Origin of the sequence: Micromonospora sp. WMMD980, assembly GCF_029626035.1 — a bacterium.
Lineage (GTDB): Bacteria > Actinomycetota > Actinomycetes > Mycobacteriales > Micromonosporaceae > Micromonospora.
The window spans coordinates 1,377,384-1,396,604 of record NZ_JARUBE010000003.1 but is presented as its reverse complement, the minus strand read 5'-3'; the positions used below and the strand labels follow the sequence as shown (position 1 = coordinate 1,396,604).

The window sequence follows — 19,221 nt, the reverse complement described above, 5'->3', positions numbered from 1 at the left end:
GCCCGGCCGGTCAGCCGGTCGACCCGGGTGTGACGCGGGTCGGCGCGGCGGCGTCGAGGGCCGCCTCCACGGCGACCTCCTCCACGCCCCGCAGCAGGCGCTCGGCCTGCTCCTCGGTGAAGCACGCGAAGTCGAAGATGACCTGGAGGAACACCGTGTCCGGGTGGTCCTCGACGGTGATGAACGCCTGCTCGGGAAGGTGGCCCAGGGGTCCGTCCCAGACCAGGAACGTCTCCGCTGCCCTCCCCCGGATCGCCGCCGGTGTCACCTCCTCGTCCCGGAGGCCCTGCTCCGCCGCCGCCCGGGTGGTCACCCGACGGTCGTTGATCCGGCAGGTGACCCGCGCCGGGTAGCCGCGTTCGGCGTCCCACCGGGCCTCGCACTCCTGGAGCTGCGCCGGGTCGTAGTAGGCGTACATGCCGGCGGCCACCGAGGCCCGGCGGGCGCGGGACACCACCTCGTCCACCGTGGTGTCGGCGGTGTCGAGGGTCAACACGCCGTTCTGGCTGAGCGGGGCGATCGCCTCGGCGAGGCCGGGACGGAACCGGTTGCCGACGATGAGCTTCGCGGTGAGCGGGCTGACCCCGGTGGCCCGGCCGATCGCGACCGCGATGACCGCGAGCAGCACCCGCGAGGTGTCGGTGCGGGTCCGCCGGGCGACGGCCCGCACCGCCAGGTACGTCGCGGGCGAGCTGAACCGGCCGTGCCAGTACCGGTGCCCCTGCCGGCCGCCTCCGGCGGTGGGCTCGCCGAACGTCAGCGGCGGGACCGCCCGCAGGTGCGACTGCCAGTGACGGACGGCCCGGTCGCTGACCCGGCGCAGCGGTGGCGTCGCCTCCCGCCGACCGAGGTCGAGGATCTGCACGGTACGCGGGTCGCGGGTCGGGCGCACCGCCGGCGCGGCCAGCCCGAGGTCGGCCAGGACCAGCGACGTGGCGGTGCCGTCCACCACGAGGTGGTCGAACGTCAGCACCCGGTGCACCAGCGCGCCCCGGTGCCGGACCACCGCCATCCGCACCGCCCAGTCCCGGTAGAGGTCGTAGTGGGTCAGCAGGCGGGCGTGGCCGAGCTGGTAGGCGAACGCCGCCACGTCGGCCGGGTCGGCGTCGTCGGGGACGTCCACCACGTCGAGGGCCGTCTCACCGTCGGCCGAGACGACCTGGCAGGGGGCGCCGCGCCCGTCGCGGCCGAGCCGCATCCGCAGGGCCGGATGGCGGCCCATCAGGTCGGCCAGTTCCGCGGCCACCTGCTCGACGGTGACACCGGCCGGCATCGGGTGCGCGCCGCTGACGTTGTGCGTCCACCCGGTCTCCCGCATGTCCCGCAGGATCGCCTTCTGCCCCCAGGTCAGCGGCGCGGTGCCGGCGCCCGGCCCGGCGAACGGAACGGGAACCTGCGCCTGGGCCGTCTGCGCCAACACCGGCCTATCAGAGCAACGCGCATCGGCGCGTGTCAACGTCCTCCCGGACCGTTACGCTGCCGTCCATGCGGGACGCCGTACGGGTCTGGGTGCTTCCGGTCGGTGCGTCACCGGCGGCGCTGTCCCGCTTCCACGCGGTGCTCGACGCCGGCGAACGCGCCCGGGCCGCGGCGCTCGGCACCGCCTCGCTGCGCGACCGGTTCACCGTCGCGCACGGCGCGCTGCGCGTCCTCGCCGGCCGGGCGGCGGGCGCGCCGCCGCGGACGCTCACCTGGCGACCGGGCCGGTGCGGCCGGCCGGAGCTGACCGGATCGCACGCCGGACTGCACACCAGCCTCTCCTACTCGGGGGACCTCGTCGCGGTGGCGCTCGGTCGGGGTCGCCCGGTCGGGGTGGACGTCCAGCACCACCCGCCGGGCGGTGACCCGGTGGCCCTCGCGGAGCGCTTCTTCCACCCCGAGGAGGCGCGGCACGTCGTCGAGGGGGCCGACCTCCGGGAGCAGGCGGACCGGTGCACCCGGCTGTGGGTCCGCAAGGAGGCGGCGGTCAAGTCGGCCGGCGGCCGGCTCTGGCCGAACCTGGCCGTGCCGGTGCACACGGGCGACGTGGTGGTGTGCGTCGACCCGCCCGGCACGCATCGTCTGGTCGACGTGCCGACACCGGCCGGCTACCGGGTGGCGGTCGCCCGGCCCGGTGACGCCCCGTACCCGGTCGAGTTCCAACCGTTGACACTCGCCGATGTCCTTTGCTCTGATGGCTCCATGTTGGAGCGTGGGCGTGACCAAGTCGTCAAGAGCCTGACGGCGTTGCTGGAGCGGATGCTCAGGCCGGACGCTCCGATCACCGAGGGCACCCAGCTGATGGACGAGCTGGGGCTCAGCTCCTCGCTCGCGCTGGAACTGCTGCTGGAGCTGGAGGACGAGCTGGAGATCCAGATCGACGTGGAGGACCTCGACGAGGATCGGATGGCCACCCTCGGCGACCTGGCCGACCACATCACCGCCAACTCCACCCCCCGCTGAGCATGCCGACCGGCGGCCGGCCCAGCCTGAGCGTGGTGGTGCCGGCGCACGACAACGGCGCGGCGCTCGACGCGACGCTGCACTCGCTCACCCGGCAGACGCTGCCGTGCGACGACTTCGAGGTGATCGTCGGCGACGACGGCTCTACCGTCTCACTGGGTCCGGTCGCGGAGAAGTACGGCGACCGGCTGGCCGTCAGCTTCGTCCGCAGCGAACGCAACCGCGGGCGCAGCGCCAACCGCAACGCGGCGGCGGCCCGGGCGCGGGCCGACACCCTGATGTTCCTGGACGCCGACACGGTGGCGCATCCCGGGCTGCTGGAGCGGCACCGTGACTTCCACGCCGGCCGCGCCGGCCGCCCCGGCGTGCTGCTCGGGCAGCGCTACGACCTGGACTGGGCCGGCGCCGACGCGCTGCGCCGCGGCGAGCCGCTCGGGCCGGCGATGCTCGACGCCGAACGCGGTGACCCACGCCTGGAGGACACCGCCCACCCGCAGCGGATGCGGGACTTCCCGCACGCGCCCTGGGTGCTCGGTCTGACCCACAACGCCTCGGTCGACCACGAGTCGTTCCGCCGGGTGGGCGGCTTCGACGAGGCCATGATCAAGTGGGGCTTCGAGGACCTCGACTTCTTCTACCGGGTCTTCCACCTGCACGGGGCGCCGCCCGAGCTGTTCCGGCTCGACGTCGACGCGTGCTCCTACCATCTCCCCCACTTCCGGCGGACCACCAACGGGCTCGCCTCCATGGACAACATGAAGTACCTGCTGCGCAAGCACCTGCGCTACGACGTCGAGGTGCTGTACGCGATCAACACGTTCGGTCGGCACCTGGGCCGCATCCGCCTCTACGGCGAGGCGATCGACGCGTACCGGCGGGGTGGGCTGGGGCGTCCGGCCGCGCTGCCCCCGGCGCTGCGCGAGGAGCTGGCCACCAGCCGGGCCCTGGTCGTCGGCAACGGGGTGGCCGCGCTGGACCTGGGCGCCGGCTCGCACACCTTCGACCACGCGGCCCCGCCGGGCGAGACGAACGCGCACCTGCTCGGCACCGTGCTGCAACAGTTCCGCACCGGCACGCTGGATCTGATCGTCAACGTCGACCTCTGGCGCTGTCTGCTCCCCGACGACCTGCCGGCGTTCCTGACCCGGGGGCTGCTCAAGGCCGACCGGATCGAGCTGGTCGCCAGCCGCACCGACCTCGACCAGCGGACGCTGCTGCCGGTGCCGCTGGTCGCCGACCTGGACTATCTGGTCGACATGCTGGGCTCGCACTTCGCCGTCACGGTCGCGGCGCACGACGCCGCCACGGTCGTCACGGTGCGCTGAGCCGGGCGGGTCAGCCGGCCGACGCCGGGTGCCCCAGCACGAGGCTCACGTTGTGGCCGCCGAAGCCGAACGAGTTGGACAGCACCGCGTCCACCGCCACCGCGCGGGCCTGCTTGCGGATGTGGTCGATGTCGCCGCCCGGATCCGGGTCGTCGAGGTTGTGGGTGGGCGGCAGCAGGCCGCGCCGCAGCGCCTCGACGCCGATGGCCGCCTCGATCACGCCCGAGACGCCGAGCATGTGCCCGGTGACGCCCTTGGTCGAGCTGAGCGGCGGCGGGTACGCGCCGAAGACGTCGCGCAGCGCGGCCAGCTCGGCCGCGTCGCCGGCCCGGGTGCTGGTGCCGTGCGCGTTGACGTAGCCGATGTCGTCGAGCCCCAGGCCGGCGTCGCGGACCGCCATCCGCATGCAGTGGGCCGCGCCGGCGCCGTCGGGCCGCGGGGTGGTCGGGTGGTAGGCGTCGTTGGTCGCCCCCCAGCCGAGCACGTCGGCGTGCCGGCGGGCGCCGCGCGCGTCGGCGTGCGCGGCGCGTTCCAGCACCAGGACGCCGGCGCCCTCGCCGAGGACGAGTCCGTTGCGGCGGCGGTCGAACGGTCGGCTCGCGGCGGTCGGGTCGGCCCAGTTGCGGGCCAGCGCCCGGGCGTTGCCGAACGCGTCGACGAACGCCGGGAAGAGCGGCGCCTCGGCGCAGCCGGCGACCACGACGTCGGCCTCGCCGGCGCGCAGGATGCGCAGCCCCTCGCCGACGGACTGGGCGCCGGCGGCGCACGCGGTGCCGATCGACGAGGTGTAGCCGCGGATGCCGTGGGTGATGGCGATGCGCGCCGCGCCCATGTTGGGCAGCGTGCCGGGCAGCATGTACGGGCTGACTCCGAAGCGGCCCCGCCGGGCGCGTTGCAGGACCTGGTCGGCCAGGGTGGACAGACCACCGACGCCGGAGACGACGACGGCCACCCGGTAGGGGTCGACGTCCTGGCCGATCCGCAGTCCGGCGTCGGCCAGCGCGTCCGCGGCGGCGCGCAGCGCCATCACGATCGAGCGGTCCACCACGCGGGACTCCGGGCCGGGCAGCACGGTGGCCGGGTCGATCGCCGGGGCGAACGCCGCGACGTCGACCACGCCGTCGACCGGGTGGCCGGCCGGTGGCCGGGAGAGCCCGGAGCGGCCGTCGCACACCGCGTCGAACACCTCGGCGGCGGTCGCGCCGACCGGGCCGACCAGCCCGATGCCGGTGACCGTCACGCTTTCCCGCACGGCCGGCGCGCCGGTCAGCGCGCGGACGCCGGTTGGATGCGCTGCGCCACCGTGTGGGAGAACTCGCCGAGGGTCATCATGGCGAGCATCTCCGCCTCGTCGTCGTCGAACGCCACCCCGAACCGGTCCTCCACCCGGACCGCCAGCTCGGCCAGGCCGAGGGAGTCCACGTCGAGACCGGCCGGGCCGAAGACGGTGTCGTCGTCGACGTCCTCGACGTCGTACTTCATCTCGGTCAGGGCGGCGAGCAGGAACGCGCGGATCTCATCGGTCATGGCCGGTGTGTCCTTTCCCCAGCGTAATATTGACCTTACTCAATCGGAATGGTTTGGCAAGGCACGGATCGGCCGGTGCGCCGCGCCCAGCCGGACCGGCAGGTTGTCGTAGCCGCGCAGCATGAGCGCGCGCCGCTCGCCCGGCTCGGCGGCGAGCGCCGCCGCCGGGAAGCGCTCCAGCACGCGGGGCAGGACCAGCCGGCCCTCCGCCCGGGCCAGCGCCGCCCCGAAGCAGTGGTGCGGTCCGGCGCTGAACGCCAGGTGCCGGTTGTCCACCCGGGACGGATCGAAGACGTCCGGGTCGGGAAAGCGGCGCGGATCGCGGTTGGCGGCGCCGGTCAGCACCACCACCGTCCGGCCGGCGGGCACCGGCAGGCCGGCGACCTCGGTGTCCTCGGCGGCGTACCGGATCGCGAAGTGCACCGGCGGCTCGTACCGAAGGATCTCCTCGACGTAGGACGCGGCGAGTGACGGGTCCGCGAGCAGCGCGGCCGACGCGTCGGGCCGCGCCAGCAGCAGGACCAGGCCATTGCCGAGCAGGTTCGCGGTGGTGCGGAACCCGGCGTTGTACATGATGATCAGGTTGGCCAGCAGCTCGTCGGCGGAGAGCTGGTCGGGGTCGCGGTCCCGGATCCCCGCCAGCGCCGACACGAGGTCCTCGCGCGGGCGCGCCCGCCGCTCGGCCAGCAACCCCGTGAAGTACGCGGTCAGCTCCGTCGCGGCGACGTTCGCGGCCCGCACCTCCCGCATCGAGCGACGACCGATCTCCAGCACCGCGTCGAACGCCCGGACCCGGGCCGGGAACCGGTGCCGGTCGCCCTCCGGCACGCCCAGCAGCTCGCCGACCACGTCACTGGGCAGGGTGAGCGCGAACGCGTCCATGAAGTCGACCGGACGGCCGTCCGCGCCCGCCGCGGCGAGCCGGTCCAGCAGGGTGTCGGCGATCCGTACGATCGCCGGCTCCAGCGCGGTGACCCGGCGCGGCGTCAACGCCTGGCTGAACAGTTGCCGGACCCGCAGGTGGTCGCCGGGCGCGGCATTGAGCATGGACGTCTGGAGGATCCGGATCGCCGGATGCGCCCGCCAGCGCACCCCGGCCCGGTCCAGGTGCTCCGCGCCGAGGACCCGGAAGACCGGGTCGCGCAGCACCCGGTTGACCGCCGACCAGCCGTGCACGACCAGGGCGTGCGGCTCGTCGGGCCGGAGCGCGACCGCCTCACCGAGCGCGTGCAGGCGGGCGTAGAACGGGTACGGGTCGCGCCGCACCCGCGCGCCGAGCAGGTCGTCGAGGGAGATGGAGAAACCCATGGGCCGCTCCTCCCGGTGCGCCGGCGTGCGGTGACCATAAACTCGCCACCGCCGATGTGTCCACGGCCGCTTTGCGTGCTTCGTTCCCACCGGGTCACCGGGCGGCCGCCCGGCCGCTACCGTGGGTGCACGTCCTCGACCGCTGCGAGGTGCCGGCATGAGTGACCCGTCCGTCGCGTCGATCGTCACGACGCCGCCCGCGACCATGCCCACCGAGGCCGGGTCCGGCGCGCCCACCAACGCCGGCCTGCCGGAGAACGCCAAGCAGCAGAAGCCCCGTGGCCTGCTCGGCGACGCCTGGATCGACCTGCGGCGCAAGCCGCTGTTCTGGATCTCCGCGGCGTTCATCGTGCTCTTCCTGGTGATGGCCGCGTTCCCGTCGCTGTTCACCTCCGGCGACGCGGTCAACGGCGCGCTGGAGCGCAGCCGCGTCGAGCCGTCGTCGTCGGCCTGGTTCGGCTACGACGTGCAGGGCCGCGACGTCTACTCGCGGGTCATCTACGGCGCCCGCGCCTCGATCGTGGTGGCCGTCGTGTCCACCCTGCTCACCCTGTTCCTCGGTGGCGCGATGGGCATCGTCGCCGGCTACCGCGGCGGCTGGGTCGACGCGCTGCTGTCCCGCGTCGCGGACATCTTCTTCGGCCTGCCCTTCGTGCTCGGCGCGATCGTCATCCTGACCACGTTCAACGGCTCCGGCACCGACAACGGCGAGTGGACGATCATGGGGCTGGTCATCCTCTCCATGGTGGTGCTCATGTGGCCGGTGGTGATGCGGCTGATGCGCTCCTCGGTCCTCGCCACCAAGGAGGCCGACTACATCGTCGCCGCCCGCGCGCTGGGCGCCGGCACCGGCCGGATCATCCTCAAGCACCTGCTGCCCAACTGCCTGGCGCCGCTGCTGGTCTACGGCACCATCATGGTCGGCTCGTTCATCGGCGCCGAGGCCACGCTCTCGTTCCTGGGCATCGGCCTGAAGAGCCCGGTGGTCTCCTGGGGCATCATGATCAGCGAAGCCCAGAACTACATCCGGGTCTCGCCCTTCCTGCTGTTCTTCCCCGCCGCGTTCCTCGTCACCGCCGTGCTGAGCTTCGTGATGCTCGGCGAGGCGGTCCGCGAGGCCCTCGACCCCAAGCTGCGCTGACGTGGCCCCACCGTGCCGTACGGTGGATCGATGACCGACATGGTGGAGACCATCCGGCGGGTGTGCCTGGCGCTGCCCGAGGTCGACGAGCGGCTCAGCCACGGCACTCCCACCTGGTTCGTCCGGGGCAGGAAGTCGTTCGCCACCGTCTGGCCCGACGGCCACCACCAGAACGAGTTCCCGCACCTGTGGTGCGCCGCGCCGGTCGGATCGGCGGTCGAGCTGGCCGCGGCGAACCCACGCGCCTACTTCCGCCCGCCCTACGTCGGGGGGCGCGGCTGGGTCGGTGTGCGCCTCGACGCCGGCCTCGACGAGGCCGAGCTGTCCGAGGTGCTCCAGGACGCGTACCGCACGATCGCGCCGCCCACGCTCGTGGCGCGGCTTCCGTAGGGCCGGCCGCGCTCAGCGTGCGACCGTCGACGAGCCGGCCGGTGGGTCACCGCCCACGGTCAGCGTGGCCAGCAGCGCCGGATGGTCGGTCGAGCCGCGCATGTCCACCGCCCGGTGACAGCAGATCGTGACGTCGCTCGTCGCCATGATCTGCTGCCGGGCGCCGTCGTCGATCCGCCGGTAGTCCGGTGGTACGCAGGAGCGCACGTCGGGCGCTCCGCCGGCGCGCAGGTTGAGGTCGCCGCCGAGCACGGTCGGCGCATAGCCGTCGGCCCGGCGGATCGCGGGCACCACCCCGCCGACCAACTGCCCGCACTGGGCCAGGGCCACGGCGCCGTCGGTGTTCGCCAGGTGGGTGGTGCAGGCGTGCAACACGGCGGCGGCGTGCAGGCAGAGCCAGACCCGCTCCTCGGGGTCCGCGAGATCCTGCGCCGGATAGGTCCCGCGGCGCACCTCGGCGCGGTCGCCGCGGGTGTCGAGGCGGGCCAGCAGCCCGATGCCGTACGGCTGGCCGTTGTTGCACCGGGTCGCCGCGCCGCTGGGGCGGTCACCGGCGGCCTGGAAGGCCGAGACGACCGGTCCGCCGGGGTGGGCGGCGGCGAGGGCGCGCTCCAGCGTGTCCACGTCGTCGCGACAGACCTCGTTGAGCGTGACCACGTCGGGCAGCTCGGCGGCGATCACCTCCGCGGCCCGCGGCACCGCGCGGCCGGTCCAGCAGCCGGCGCGTCCGCTGTTGCAGAGATTCATCTGGAGCACCCGCAACGTCGCCGGCCCGGCGCCACCGGCCGTGGACGAGCCGGCGGGCAGCCCGGCCACGACGAGCAGGAACACGACGGCCAGCGCCCGGCGGGCGCACCGGGCGGGGCGGGTGGTCGACTGCGCGGACAGCGGGGCTCCGGCGAGGTGGGGCGGCGGGGTGCCCGTGATCCTAGCGCCGGCCGGACGCGCTCGCGCCCGGTGACCGGAAGACCGCGCCGCGGCCTCGGCAGTGGGTTTCCGGAGGTGCACGCACGGGGCATGATTGCCGGCACCCGGGGAGGGAGTTTCGGCAATGCTCGTGAGTGGTTATCTGGGCGCGGTGCTCATCGGCACCCTCATCGGTCCGCTCGGCCGGCTGGTGCTGCCCGGTCGGCAGCGGATCGGTGTCTTCGCGACGTTCCTCATCGGCGTCGGCGCGGCGGTGCTCGGCACCGTGGTCGCCCGCCGGCTCGGCATCGCCGACGACGCGCCGGTGCGGCTGTGGGTGCTGCGGTGGGACTGGATCGTACTCGCGCTCCAGGTCGGATTCGCGGTGGTCGGCGTCGCGCTGGCGAACATGCTCACCTTCACCCGGCTGGCCGGCGGCGACGACGAGCACCGCCGGCGGACCACCCGGGGCAAGGCACGGAGCTGATGGCCGCACCGGCCCGCATCCTCGTCTACGGGGTGTACGGCGCCGGCAAGTCCACGACGGCGGCACGGCTGGCCGACCGGCTCGGGCTGCCGTGGATCCCGGTCGACGACCTGCTGTGGCAGCCTGGCTGGGTGGAGGTGCCGGTGGCCGAGCAGCGCAACCGGATCGAGGCGGTCTGCCGGCGGGACCGTTGGATCCTCGACGGCGCCTACCACGGCTGGCGGGACGTCGTGCTGGCCCGCGCCGAGCTGGTCGTCGGCCTGGACTATCCGCGCGGGCTCTCGTTCCGGCGCCTGCTGCGGCGCACCCTCGGCCGGCTGGTCAGCGGCGAGGTGGTCTGCAACGGCAACCGGGAGTCGCTGCGCAGCGTGCTGTCCCGCGACTCCATCCTGGTGTGGCACGTCGCCGCGTTCGGCCGGGCACGTCGGCGGATGCGTGCCTGGCGGTCCGACGCGTCCGGGCCGCCGGTGCTGCTGTTCCGCACGCCCGCCGAGCTGGACCGGTGGTTCGCCGAGCTGCCGTCGTCGCCGCCCCGCTGACTGTCGCGATCCGGTCACGCATCTGGCACTTGATCCTCACCCCGTGCGCTCCTAGAGCTCTGCCAAACGGTTTTGGCATCCACTGCGAGCCCACCACCACGGGCCGCTGACGCCTCAGTGCTGCCGGTGGTCGCGGTCGGGCGGCAGCAGCCGGGCGTCGGGTGGCCCGGGGTGCGGGCCCCGCCGCTGGTCCGCCCCGCTAGATCGGGAAGCGGCCGACGCGCCAGCGCCAGTGGCGCCCGGCCGCCAGGTGGTCGACGACGGCGCGCTGGAGCACGGTGCGTCGGGGCAGCCGGTCCAGCGGCGTGCTCAGGGTGCGGAACACGAACCGCCGCACCTCGACGTCGGCGTCGATGCCCTCCGGCTCCTGGTAGGGCTCGAGCGTGAAACGGCGCTGGAACCGGACGATGTTGGAGCCCGCCGGGAGGTATTCCCGCAGCTGCGGATCGAGCAACCAGGAGCCGCAGGAGAACTCCGTGTGGCGCTCGTCGGGGAAGTGACGCGGGAAGAACGATCGGGCCGCGTCGAGCGAGGCGTCGACCGCCGCCGGGGTCATCGGCCCCGACTAGGGGATGTGCAGGCCGATGGTCTCGCCGCGCTGGTGCTGCAACCGGCCCAGCTCGTAGACGCCGCCGCGGGCGTGCAGCGTCAGCCAGCTCTGCATGACCGGCCAGCCCTCGCCGCCCATCCGCCTGTCGACGGCGAGGTTGCGGCCCAGGTCGGCGAGGGTCGTCCAGGACACGTCGTCGGCGATGCCGTGGTCGCGGTGGTAGCCCCGCGCGACGTCGACCAGGGCCAGGTAGGCGTAGGCGTAGAGGTGCCGCCAGGCGGGGCCGCGCTCGCGGGGCAGCGCCGGGCCGGGCGGCAGCCAGCCGTGGCCGCCGAGGTCGGCGCGGACCAGCGCGATCGAACGGTCGAGCAGCCAGCGCAGCTCCGGGGTCCACCACGGGGAGCCGGGCTCGGGCCAACCCGCCAGGATCTCGGCGGCGTCGTGCGGGGGCACCGCGAGCCGGTCGAGGGTCGCGGGCGCGTCGGCCCGGGCCGGCAGCGGCGCCGACGGCCGGTCGCCGGCGAGCCGGTGCACGCGGTCGACCTCCTCGACGGGCACCCCGAGCCGGGCGGCGGTGTCGGCCAGGTCCACGCGGACGACCCTACCGACGGCCCGCCCGGTCCCGCAGCCCGCTCCCGACGCGCGGCCGGCCGGTGGGCCGCAGCACCGTGTCGAGCCAGCGCAGCTGCCGCCGCACGTGCACGGCCTCGCCGCCGTCGTGGCCGTTGAACGGGTAGGTGTGCATCTCCCGCGCGGGCGCGGCCGACCCGCCGCCGTACTGGTTGTAGGCCGCGAAGCCGGTGCTCGGCGGGCAGACGTCGTCGCGCAGGCCGAGCCCGAAGTGCGCCGGAGCGGTGGCCCGGCGGGCGAAGGTGACCCCGTCGACGTAGGACAGGGTGCGCCGGACCGCCTCCTCCGCCTCCCGGTGCACGGCCAGGTAGCGGGCGATGTCGCCGTACGGGGACGCGTCGGTGAGTTCGATGCCGCGCTGGACGTCGCACAGGAACGGGGCGGTGACCAGCAGCGCGGCGTGGCCGTAGACGGTGACACCCTCGCGGGACCGGCCGCCGAGCAGTTGGTAGACCGGCAGGCCGGCGACCTTGCCCTTGATGTCCCACAGCGCGGTGTCCACGGCGGCGATCGCGCTCATGGTGACCGGCCCGCGCCGCCAGTAGGAGCCCTGGTAGAGGTATTGCCAGGTGTCCTCGATGCGGGCCGGGTCGCGGCCGATCAGCAGCGGCACGAGATGGTCGCGCAGGTAGGACGCGACGGCCAGTTCCCGGCCGTTGAGGGTGGCGTCGCCGACTCCGGTGACCCCCTCGTCCGTGACGATCTTCAGGGTCACGAAGTTGCGGCCGGGGCAGGTCACGATCACCCGGGCGTCGACGATCCTCATCCGGTCTCCCCTGCTGCTCGGCACGCGTGACCATTACCGCAGATTTATTCACCCCTGTCGATAGATAGGGCTGACCGGCCGGTCAGGCGGGTTCGGGCACGCCGCCCGGCTCGCCGTCGTCGGGCATCGGCTCGACCGGCGCCTCCGGCAGCTCGTCCGGCGTGTCCGGGAGGAGTTCGCCCGGGTCGTCCGGCACGTCCTCGCGCGGGTCGAGCGGCGGGTACACCTCGGGATCGAGGTCGGGGTTCGTCATCGACCCATTATCCGGCGGACGCGCCGGCTCCGCCCGGCGAGCAGGTTAGCGCGCCGGCGCAGGGGGTACGCGCCGAGCGCTCCGGCGACCACGGGGGGAGGGCAGATGACGTCGGCCGACGCCTTCTTCGACCAGTTGTCGGCGGTGGGCTACGACGCCCGGCTCGGCACGGTCAGCGGCAGTGTCCGGATCGACATCCGCGCCGACGGCGGCCTGCGGCAGTGGCGCCTCGACATCGACCGGGGCCACCTGCGCGTCACCCGCGACGGCGGGCCCGCCTCGGCGGTCATCACCACCTCCGAGCGGACCGCCGAGGCGATGGCCACGGGCGGGATGAACGGATTGGCCGCGATCACCCGGGGCGAGATCCTGGTCGACGGGGACCTCGGCCTGGCGCTGCGGATCGGGCGGCTGTTCCCGACCCGGCCACAGGCGGTCGGGCCCGACGGGGACGCCGGATGAAGGACGCGCCCGGCACGGTGTCCTGCATCGACGGCAGCACGTTCGTCGTGTCGGACAGCTGCGGCGACATCGAGTCCTCGCCGGCCGCCCCGGTCGGCCTGTTCGCCGCCGACACCCGATACCTGTCGCGATGGGTGCTCACCGTCGACGGCGAGCGGATGACCGCCCTGTCGGTGGACGACAGCCACTATTTCGAAGCCGCGTTCTTCCTGGTCCCCGGCGGTCAGATGGACTACGTGCAGGCCGACGTCTCGGCCATCCGGCGCCGGCGCATCGACACCGACCTGACCGAGTCGATCACCGTCTTCAACTACGGCGAGCAACCACGTGCCGTGGACGTCCGGCTGGAGGTGGCGGCGGACTTCGCCGACATCTTCGAGATCAAGTTCGACGTCGGCGTCAAGACCGGCGAGACGTACACCGACGTCGCCCCGGACGGCCTGAAGCTGGGCTATCGGCGGGGCACCTTCCACCGCGAGGTCGCCCTCACCGCCGACCGACCGGCGACCTTCGGCCCCGACGACATCCGTTTCGTGGTCCACCTGGCGCCGGGCGCGGAGTGGTCGGTCGAGCTGCGGGCGGTGATGCACGCGTGGCGGCCCGACGGGGTCGACCTGAGGGCCGGGCCCCGCGCGCTGCGGGCGGACGAGTCCGTCCTGCCCGAGAGCGTACGGGAGTGGGTGGCCGCGGCGCCGACCCTGGACACCGACAGCGCTGTCCTGCGCCAGGTGTACCAGCGCAGCCTGGTCGACCTGGCGGCGCTCCGCTTCGCGCCGCTCTCGCTCGGCGGCGCCACCGTGCCCGCGGCCGGCCTGCCGTGGTTCATGACGCTGTTCGGCCGCGACAGTCTGCTCACCTGTCTCCAGACCCTCCCCTTCACGCCGGCGCTGACCCCGCCGACGTTGTGCATCCTCGCCTCGTTGCAGGGCGCGCGCACCGACGACGTGCTGGAGGAGGACCCCGGGCGGATCCTGCACGAGCTGCGCTACGGCGAGTCCGCGGCGTTCGAGGAGCAACCCCACTCGCCCTACTACGGCACGGTCGACGCCACGCCGCTGTTCGTGGTGCTGCTCGACGAGTACGAGCGGTGGAGCGGCGACACCGCGCTGGTCCGGGAGCTCGAACAGGAGGCGCGTGCGGCGCTGGCCTGGATGGACCGGCACGCCGATCTCACCGGCGCGGGCTACGTCTCGTACCAGCGGCGCAACGTCGACACCGGCCTGGACAACCAGTGCTGGAAGGACTCCTGGGACAGCATCTCCTACGCCGACGGCCGGCTGCCGGGTTTTCCCCGCTCGACGTGCGAGACCCAGGGGTACGCGTACGACGCGAAGATCCGCGCGGCCCGGCTGGCGCGCACGGTCTGGCACGACGCGGACCTCGCGGACCGCCTCGAACGGGAGGCGGCGCAGTTGTACGACCGCTTCAACCGCGACTTCTGGCTGGAGGACCGCGGCTGGTACGCGGTGGCCCTCGACTCCGACGGCACCCCGGTGGACAGCCTGACCTCCAACGTCGGGCACCTGTTGTGGAGCGGGATCGTGCCGCCGGAGCGGGCCGCCCGGGTGGCGGACCACCTGATGAGCCCGGCGCTCTTCTCCGGCTGGGGCGTCCGCACGCTGGCCGAGGGGCAGAGTCGCTACAACCCGTTGGGCTACCACACCGGGACCGTGTGGCCCTTCGACAACTCCTTCATCGCCTGGGGCCTGCGGCGCTACGGCCTGACCGAGGAGGCCGGCCGGATCGCCGAGGGCATCATCTCCGCCGCCGCCTACTTCGAGGGGCGCCTGCCCGAGGCGTTCGGCGGGTTCGACCGGCGGACCACCCGCTACCCGGTCCGGTATCCCACCGCCGGCAGCCCGCAGGCGTGGTCCAGCGGCGCGCCGCTGCTGTTCCTGCGCACGCTGCTCGGCCTCGACCCGCACGAGGACCATCTCGCCGCGATCCCGGCGCTGCCGGCGACGTTCGACCACATCGCCCTGCTGGACGTGCCCGGCCGGTGGGGACACCTGGACGCGTTCGCCCGGCGCCGACCGAACAATCCGCCGGCCTCGACGTACTGACTCCGGCCGGTCCCCGCCGCGCCGCCGCCGGCCCTGGACCGACGCCGTCGAGCCCGCCTTGACGACTCCGCCTGACGTTCCCGGCTCGGGCGGGCCGCCCCGCCCGCCCGAGCGCGGAGATGGGCTCCGCCGGCCGGTCAGTGCACGGCCACGACCGCCGGCGCCGGCTCCAGACCCGCGAGGCGCGACGGCCGCACCACGACCAGCAGCGCGACCAGCGCCGCCACCATCCCACCGGCCACCACCAGCGCCATCGCGACCGCTCCGGTGCCCAGCACGCCGACCAGCGGGGCGGCCACCGCACCCACGCCGAACTGCACGGCGCCGAGCAACGCGGACGCGGTGCCGGCGGCCTCGCCGTGCCGCGACAGCGCCAACGCCGGGGCGTTCGGCATCGCCAGGCCCGCCGCCGCCAGCACCGTCCACAGCGACACCAGCAGGGCGGGCAGGCCACCGACGTTGGTCGCGGCGAACGCCACCAGAGCCAGCCCGGCCAGCGTGCCCACGGCCAGCGAGAGGACGAGGATCCGCTGCGGGGGGTAGCGGCGCAGCAGCCGCACGTTGTACTGCGTCGCCCCGATCAGGCCCACCGCGCCGGCGCCGAACGCCAGCCCGAACTGCTGCTCGTCGAGCCCGTAGGTCTGCTGGAGCACGAACGACGAACCGGCCACGTAGGCGAACAGCGCCGCCATGGCCAGGCCGGCGACCAGGACCAGCCCCACGAACACCCGGTCGCGCAGCAGCGATCCGTAGAGCGAGATCGTCGCGACCACGCCGCCGCGCCGGCGGCGCTCGGGCGCGAGCGTCTCGGGCAGGCCGGTCGAGGCGACCACGACGAGCAGCACGCCGAACGCGGCCAGGGCGACGAACACCCCGCGCCAGTCCGTCCAGCGCAGGACGCCGCCGCCCAGGGTCGGGGCGAGGACCGGCGCGGCACCCATCACCAGCAGCAGCCGGGAGAGCAGGGTGGCGAACGCCGCGCCGCTGAACAGGTCGCGCACCACGGCCATCGCGACCACCGCGGTGGCGGCGACGCCGAGGCCCTGCACGACCCGCAGCGCGCCGAGCACGGCGACGTTCGGCGCGACGACGCAGAGCGACGACGCCAGGACGTGCAGCAGGAGCCCGGCGATCAGCGGACGTCGCCGCCCCACGGCGTCCGAGAGCGGCCCGATCAGCAACTGGCCGAGCGCGAGCCCGGCGAGCGTGCCGGTGAGGGTCAACTGGACCGCCGCCGAGGTCGTCGCGAAGTCCGCGACGATCGCGGGCAGCGCGGGCAGGTACATGTCGATGGTCAGGGGGCCGACCGCGATCAGCGAACCGAGGACCAGGACGAGCCGCGCCCGCTGCCCACGGCTCATCAGGTCACCCGGTGTCGGGGTGGATTCCGGCGTAACAGTCACACCGGGGTTCAGGCCCCCGCCCGCGGCGTTGATTCCCGGATGCCCGAGAGGTAACCCGGCTCACACCGAATCGGCCGACCCGCCGTCGGTGTTCATCGACCGGATGCCGTTGCTGAGCGTCGCGGTGACCGCCGAGACGGCGACCAGGCCGGCGAAGACCAGCATCGTCACGGCGGCCGGGAACCGGGCCAGCAGCAGCCCGGCCAGACCGGGCGCGAGCGCGGCGGCCGAGGTCGCGGCCAGGTAGATGACGCTTACCACCCGTCCCTGGAGCCGGTCCGGGGTGACTGCCGCCTGGTAGCCGAAGAGGACCGCGTTCGCGGTCGGGGCGAGGAACACCGCCGCCGCCAGCGGCACCGCGGCCAGCAGACTGGACGACACCAGGGCGCTCGTGGCCATCAGCCCGGTGGTGGCCCAGCACAGCACGACCACCAGGGTCGGCAGTCGCAACCACCGCTGGACCGCGGGTGCGGCGAGCGCGCCGAGGAAGCCGCCGAGTCCGAAGATCGTGCTGGCCAGGCCGACCAGGACCGACGGGGTGCCGGTCCGTTGCAGGGAGACGATGATCGCGAAGATCATTCCGGTGAAGGCCATGTTCAACGGCGCCGCGATCACCAGCAGCGCCCGCAGGAACGGGTTGGCCAGCACGAACCGGACGCCCTCGGCCGCCGCGGCGCCGCCGGACTGGCGGGTCCGCTCGGCGCGGGACTCTTCCATCGGCCGGCGGATGAGCAGCACCGCCAGCAGCGAGAGCAGGTAGGACACCGCGTTGCCGACGAACGGCAGGGACCGGCCCAGCCCGTAGAGCAGACCGCCGAGCGGAGGCCCGGCGAGCTGAGTGCCGTAGGAGCGGGCCTCGTTGCGGGCGACCGCGGTGGCGAGCTGCCCGGGCGGGACGAGGTTACGCACCGCCGCGTGCTCAGCGGTGCCGAAGACCGCGTTGGCGGCGGCACCGACCACGGTGACGGCGAGGACCATCGGCAGGTTGGCCGCCCCGGCGAACACGGCGGCGGACAGCCCCAGGTAGGCCACCAGCCGGACCACGTCGCAGGCCACCAGCAGCGTACGGCGGGAGAACCGGTCGGCCACCACGCCGGCCGGCAACCGGCAGGCCAGCGTGGTGACGAGCCCCGCGCTGCCGACCAGACCGGCCTGGGCGGCCGAGCCGGTGAGGAAGAGCACGAGCAGCGGCATCGCCAGGTTGGACATGGCGGCGCCGAGATCGGAGAAGCACTGGCTGATCCAGAGCAGGTTGAAGTCGCGGTTGCGCCAGAGGCTGGCCCGGCGCTCGGATCCCGCTCGCGGCGGGTCGGTGACGGTGGACATCTGTTCCTCGTCGGAGGCGGTCAGGGTCGGCCCGGTGGCGGCGCTCATGCCGGCCACCAGGAGCCGGGAACGGGACGCAGGTCGTCGAACCACTCGGCGGTCGGGTCGTGCCGGGCGAAGAACTGGCGACCCACCTGCGCGGCGTCGCGGGCCTGGAGCATGCGCAGGCTGAACAGGTCGCTGCCGCCGAGCCGCACCACACCGTCCACGAGCACCTTGCCGGGAGCGGCGGACATCACCGGACCGCGCGCGGTGCGGGCGAGGCCGGAGACCGACCGGACGGCGTCGGTGTAGACCTGCCAGGCCCGGGTGAGCGGCACGCTGAAGTAGCTGCGGGCACCGGTGTCACGCTCCACGAACATGTAGTACGGCACCACGCCCAGCTCCACCAGCCGTTGCCACATGGTGGCCCAGTCCCGGGCCCGGTCGTTCACGTGGGCGATCAGCGGCGCCTGGGCCCGGATCACCGCGCCGGTGGCCCGGATCCGGGCGATGGCCCGGCGGACCTCGTCGGTGGCCAGCTCGCGGGGGTGGGAGAAGTGGGCCATCACGGCGACGTGCCGGCCGCCGGCCACGATCCGCTCGAAGAGGCGCAGCAGGTCGTCGGCGTCCGGGTCGGTGGTGAACCGGGCCGGCCAGTACGACAGCGCCTTGGTGCCGAACCGGATGGTACGGATCCGGTCGAGCGCCGGGTCCAGCAGGGGTGACACCCAGCGGTCCAGCACCGCGGTACTCATGATCATCGGATCTCCGCCGGTGAACAGGACGTCGGTGACCCCGGGGCTGTCGGCGAGATACGCCACCACGTCCGTGACGTCCGAGGACGCCTGTCGGATCTCGGCATTGCCGACGAACTGGGCCCAACGGAAGCAGTAGCCGCAGTAGGAGTGGCAGGTCTGTCCCTGCGACGGGAAGACCAGCACGGTCTCGGCGTACTTGTGTTGCAGGCCGAGCAGCCGGCGGCCCCGGTGGACCGGCACGTTCGCCTCGAGCTGGTCGCCCGGGTTCGGGTTGAGCCGGGCGTGCGCGTCCCGGGCCGCCTTGCGGATCACCCCGGGCTCGGCCGCGGACAGCCGTAACCCGGACAGGTGGTCGTAGATGTCCGGCGGCAGCATGTCCCGGTGCGGGAAGGTGAGCCGGAAGATGGGGTCGTCGGGGACGGCGGACCAGTCGATGAGCTCGTCCACGACATACTGGTTGACCTTGAACGGCAGCACCGAGGAGACGACCCGCAGGTCGTGCAGGTACTCCTCGGGCATGCCACGCTCGCCGGCGAGCCGCGCCAGACGCTCGTGAGAATAGACCTTCATCACCGTCGCCTCGTTGTCAGCGGGATGGGACAGGAACGGCCGTCGGCGGACGGCCCGGGCCGGGGTGGTTCGCGGTGGACCACCCCCGACCCCGGGACCGGTCAGCCCTGCGCGGCGGCCATCCGCTCGCGCAGGCTGCGCGGACGCATGTCGGTCCACACCTGGTCGATGTGGGTGAGGCAGGCCGCGCGGGCGCCCTCGAAGCCGGTGGCGGTCCAGCCCGCCGGCAGCTCACGGTCGGCGAACCAGATCGAGTACTGCTCCTCGTGGTTCATCACGACGCGGTAGGTGCGGTCATCGTCGTCGACGGACATCGCCGTTCTCCTTCTCGTTCGGTTCGTTCTCGGACGGGTCCCGGTCGGACGACCGGGGGCGTGCGGCGCGGGCGGTCCG

At 73.8% G+C, this 19,221-nt stretch carries 21 protein-coding genes; 8 read left to right on the top strand and 13 right to left on the bottom strand.

What is annotated here, in order from left to right:
- Positions 1-10 precede the first annotated feature (10 nt).
- A complete protein-coding gene (locus tag O7618_RS06830; protein ID WP_278105123.1) occupies positions 11-1,420 on the bottom strand; it encodes a condensation domain-containing protein in 1,410 nt (469 codons plus the stop codon).
- 65 nt (positions 1,421-1,485) lie between these two features.
- Between O7618_RS06830 and O7618_RS06825 the strand changes: the two genes are divergently transcribed.
- Positions 1,486-2,442 (top strand): 4'-phosphopantetheinyl transferase superfamily protein, encoded by a 957-nt coding sequence (locus O7618_RS06825; protein ID WP_278105122.1) that lies wholly within the window; start codon positions 1,486-1,488, stop codon positions 2,440-2,442.
- A 2-nt stretch (positions 2,443-2,444) separates the two neighbouring features.
- Positions 2,445-3,767, top strand: coding sequence for a glycosyltransferase (locus O7618_RS06820; protein ID WP_278105121.1), 1,323 nt, complete (start codon positions 2,445-2,447; stop codon positions 3,765-3,767).
- Positions 3,768-3,777: 10 nt separating this feature from the next.
- On the opposite strand, the gene O7618_RS06815 is transcribed toward O7618_RS06820, so the two are convergent.
- Genes O7618_RS06815 through O7618_RS06805 form a run of 3 tightly spaced genes read right to left on the bottom strand, consistent with a single transcriptional unit; the run spans position 3,778 to position 6,602 of the window.
- Complete coding sequence (locus O7618_RS06815; protein ID WP_278105119.1) at positions 3,778-5,019, bottom strand: beta-ketoacyl-[acyl-carrier-protein] synthase family protein; 1,242 nt, start codon at positions 5,017-5,019, stop codon at positions 3,778-3,780.
- 14 nt (positions 5,020-5,033) lie between these two features.
- On the bottom strand, positions 5,034-5,294 hold the full coding sequence (locus tag O7618_RS06810) for an acyl carrier protein (protein WP_091055209.1): 261 nt from the start codon (positions 5,292-5,294) through the stop codon (positions 5,034-5,036).
- A 39-nt stretch (positions 5,295-5,333) separates the two neighbouring features.
- Positions 5,334-6,602: a cytochrome P450 gene (locus O7618_RS06805; protein WP_278105118.1), complete on the bottom strand. Its 1,269-nt coding sequence runs from the start codon at positions 6,600-6,602 to the stop codon at positions 5,334-5,336.
- Between the two features lie 157 nt (positions 6,603-6,759).
- On the opposite strand from O7618_RS06805, the gene O7618_RS06800 reads away from it, so the two are divergent.
- Complete coding sequence (locus O7618_RS06800) at positions 6,760-7,743, top strand: ABC transporter permease (protein ID WP_278105117.1); 984 nt, start codon at positions 6,760-6,762, stop codon at positions 7,741-7,743.
- Positions 7,744-7,773: 30 nt separating this feature from the next.
- Positions 7,774-8,133: an MmcQ/YjbR family DNA-binding protein gene (locus O7618_RS06795; RefSeq protein WP_278105116.1), complete on the top strand. Its 360-nt coding sequence runs from the start codon at positions 7,774-7,776 to the stop codon at positions 8,131-8,133.
- A 12-nt stretch (positions 8,134-8,145) separates the two neighbouring features.
- Here O7618_RS06795 and O7618_RS06790 read toward each other — a convergent pair whose 3' ends face one another.
- Positions 8,146-8,964, bottom strand: coding sequence for an endonuclease/exonuclease/phosphatase family protein (locus O7618_RS06790; RefSeq protein ID WP_278105115.1), 819 nt, complete (start codon positions 8,962-8,964; stop codon positions 8,146-8,148).
- A 220-nt stretch (positions 8,965-9,184) separates the two neighbouring features.
- Between O7618_RS06790 and O7618_RS06785 the strand changes: the two genes are divergently transcribed.
- Together O7618_RS06785 and O7618_RS06780 are read left to right on the top strand one after the other, a co-directional pair.
- Entirely contained in the window at positions 9,185-9,526 is a 342-nt protein-coding gene (locus O7618_RS06785) for a GlsB/YeaQ/YmgE family stress response membrane protein (RefSeq protein WP_278105114.1), read from the top strand.
- Positions 9,526-10,065, top strand: a complete 540-nt coding sequence (locus tag O7618_RS06780) for an adenylate kinase (RefSeq protein ID WP_278105113.1) — start codon at positions 9,526-9,528, stop codon at positions 10,063-10,065. The genes O7618_RS06785 and O7618_RS06780 overlap by 1 nt, the downstream gene beginning before the upstream one ends.
- A gap of 199 nt (positions 10,066-10,264) precedes the next feature.
- Here the strand turns inward: O7618_RS06780 and O7618_RS06775 are convergent, their stop codons facing one another.
- The 4 genes from O7618_RS06775 to O7618_RS06760 all read right to left on the bottom strand — a co-directional run bounded on the left by O7618_RS06775 (position 10,265) and on the right by O7618_RS06760 (position 12,264).
- Positions 10,265-10,621, bottom strand: coding sequence for a hypothetical protein (locus O7618_RS06775; RefSeq protein WP_278105112.1), 357 nt, complete (start codon positions 10,619-10,621; stop codon positions 10,265-10,267).
- A gap of 9 nt (positions 10,622-10,630) precedes the next feature.
- Entirely contained in the window at positions 10,631-11,206 is a 576-nt protein-coding gene (locus tag O7618_RS06770) for an acyltransferase domain-containing protein (RefSeq protein ID WP_278105111.1), read from the bottom strand.
- A 10-nt stretch (positions 11,207-11,216) separates the two neighbouring features.
- Positions 11,217-12,011, bottom strand: a complete 795-nt coding sequence (locus O7618_RS06765) for an acetylxylan esterase (RefSeq protein WP_278105110.1) — start codon at positions 12,009-12,011, stop codon at positions 11,217-11,219.
- A gap of 82 nt (positions 12,012-12,093) precedes the next feature.
- Positions 12,094-12,264, bottom strand: coding sequence for a hypothetical protein (locus tag O7618_RS06760; protein WP_278105109.1), 171 nt, complete (start codon positions 12,262-12,264; stop codon positions 12,094-12,096).
- 105 nt (positions 12,265-12,369) lie between these two features.
- Between O7618_RS06760 and O7618_RS06755 the strand changes: the two genes are divergently transcribed.
- Positions 12,370-12,726, top strand: a complete 357-nt coding sequence (locus tag O7618_RS06755; protein WP_278105108.1) for an SCP2 sterol-binding domain-containing protein — start codon at positions 12,370-12,372, stop codon at positions 12,724-12,726.
- A complete protein-coding gene (locus tag O7618_RS06750; protein ID WP_278105107.1) occupies positions 12,723-14,789 on the top strand; it encodes a glycogen debranching N-terminal domain-containing protein in 2,067 nt (688 codons plus the stop codon). The genes O7618_RS06755 and O7618_RS06750 overlap by 4 nt, the downstream gene beginning before the upstream one ends.
- Before the next feature lie 137 nt (positions 14,790-14,926).
- Here O7618_RS06750 and O7618_RS06745 read toward each other — a convergent pair whose 3' ends face one another.
- From O7618_RS06745 to O7618_RS06730, 4 genes are all read right to left on the bottom strand, one after another.
- A complete protein-coding gene (locus O7618_RS06745; protein WP_278105106.1) occupies positions 14,927-16,150 on the bottom strand; it encodes a multidrug effflux MFS transporter in 1,224 nt (407 codons plus the stop codon).
- Positions 16,151-16,252: 102 nt separating this feature from the next.
- On the bottom strand, positions 16,253-17,566 hold the full coding sequence (locus O7618_RS06740) for an MFS transporter (RefSeq protein ID WP_278105105.1): 1,314 nt from the start codon (positions 17,564-17,566) through the stop codon (positions 16,253-16,255).
- Complete coding sequence (locus tag O7618_RS06735) at positions 17,563-18,828, bottom strand: lysine 2,3-aminomutase (protein WP_278105104.1); 1,266 nt, start codon at positions 18,826-18,828, stop codon at positions 17,563-17,565. Before O7618_RS06735 ends, O7618_RS06740 begins: the two co-directional genes overlap by 4 nt.
- Positions 18,829-18,929: 101 nt before the next feature.
- Complete coding sequence (locus O7618_RS06730) at positions 18,930-19,142, bottom strand: MbtH family NRPS accessory protein (protein WP_278105103.1); 213 nt, start codon at positions 19,140-19,142, stop codon at positions 18,930-18,932.
- Between the last annotated feature and the right edge of the window lie 79 nt (positions 19,143-19,221).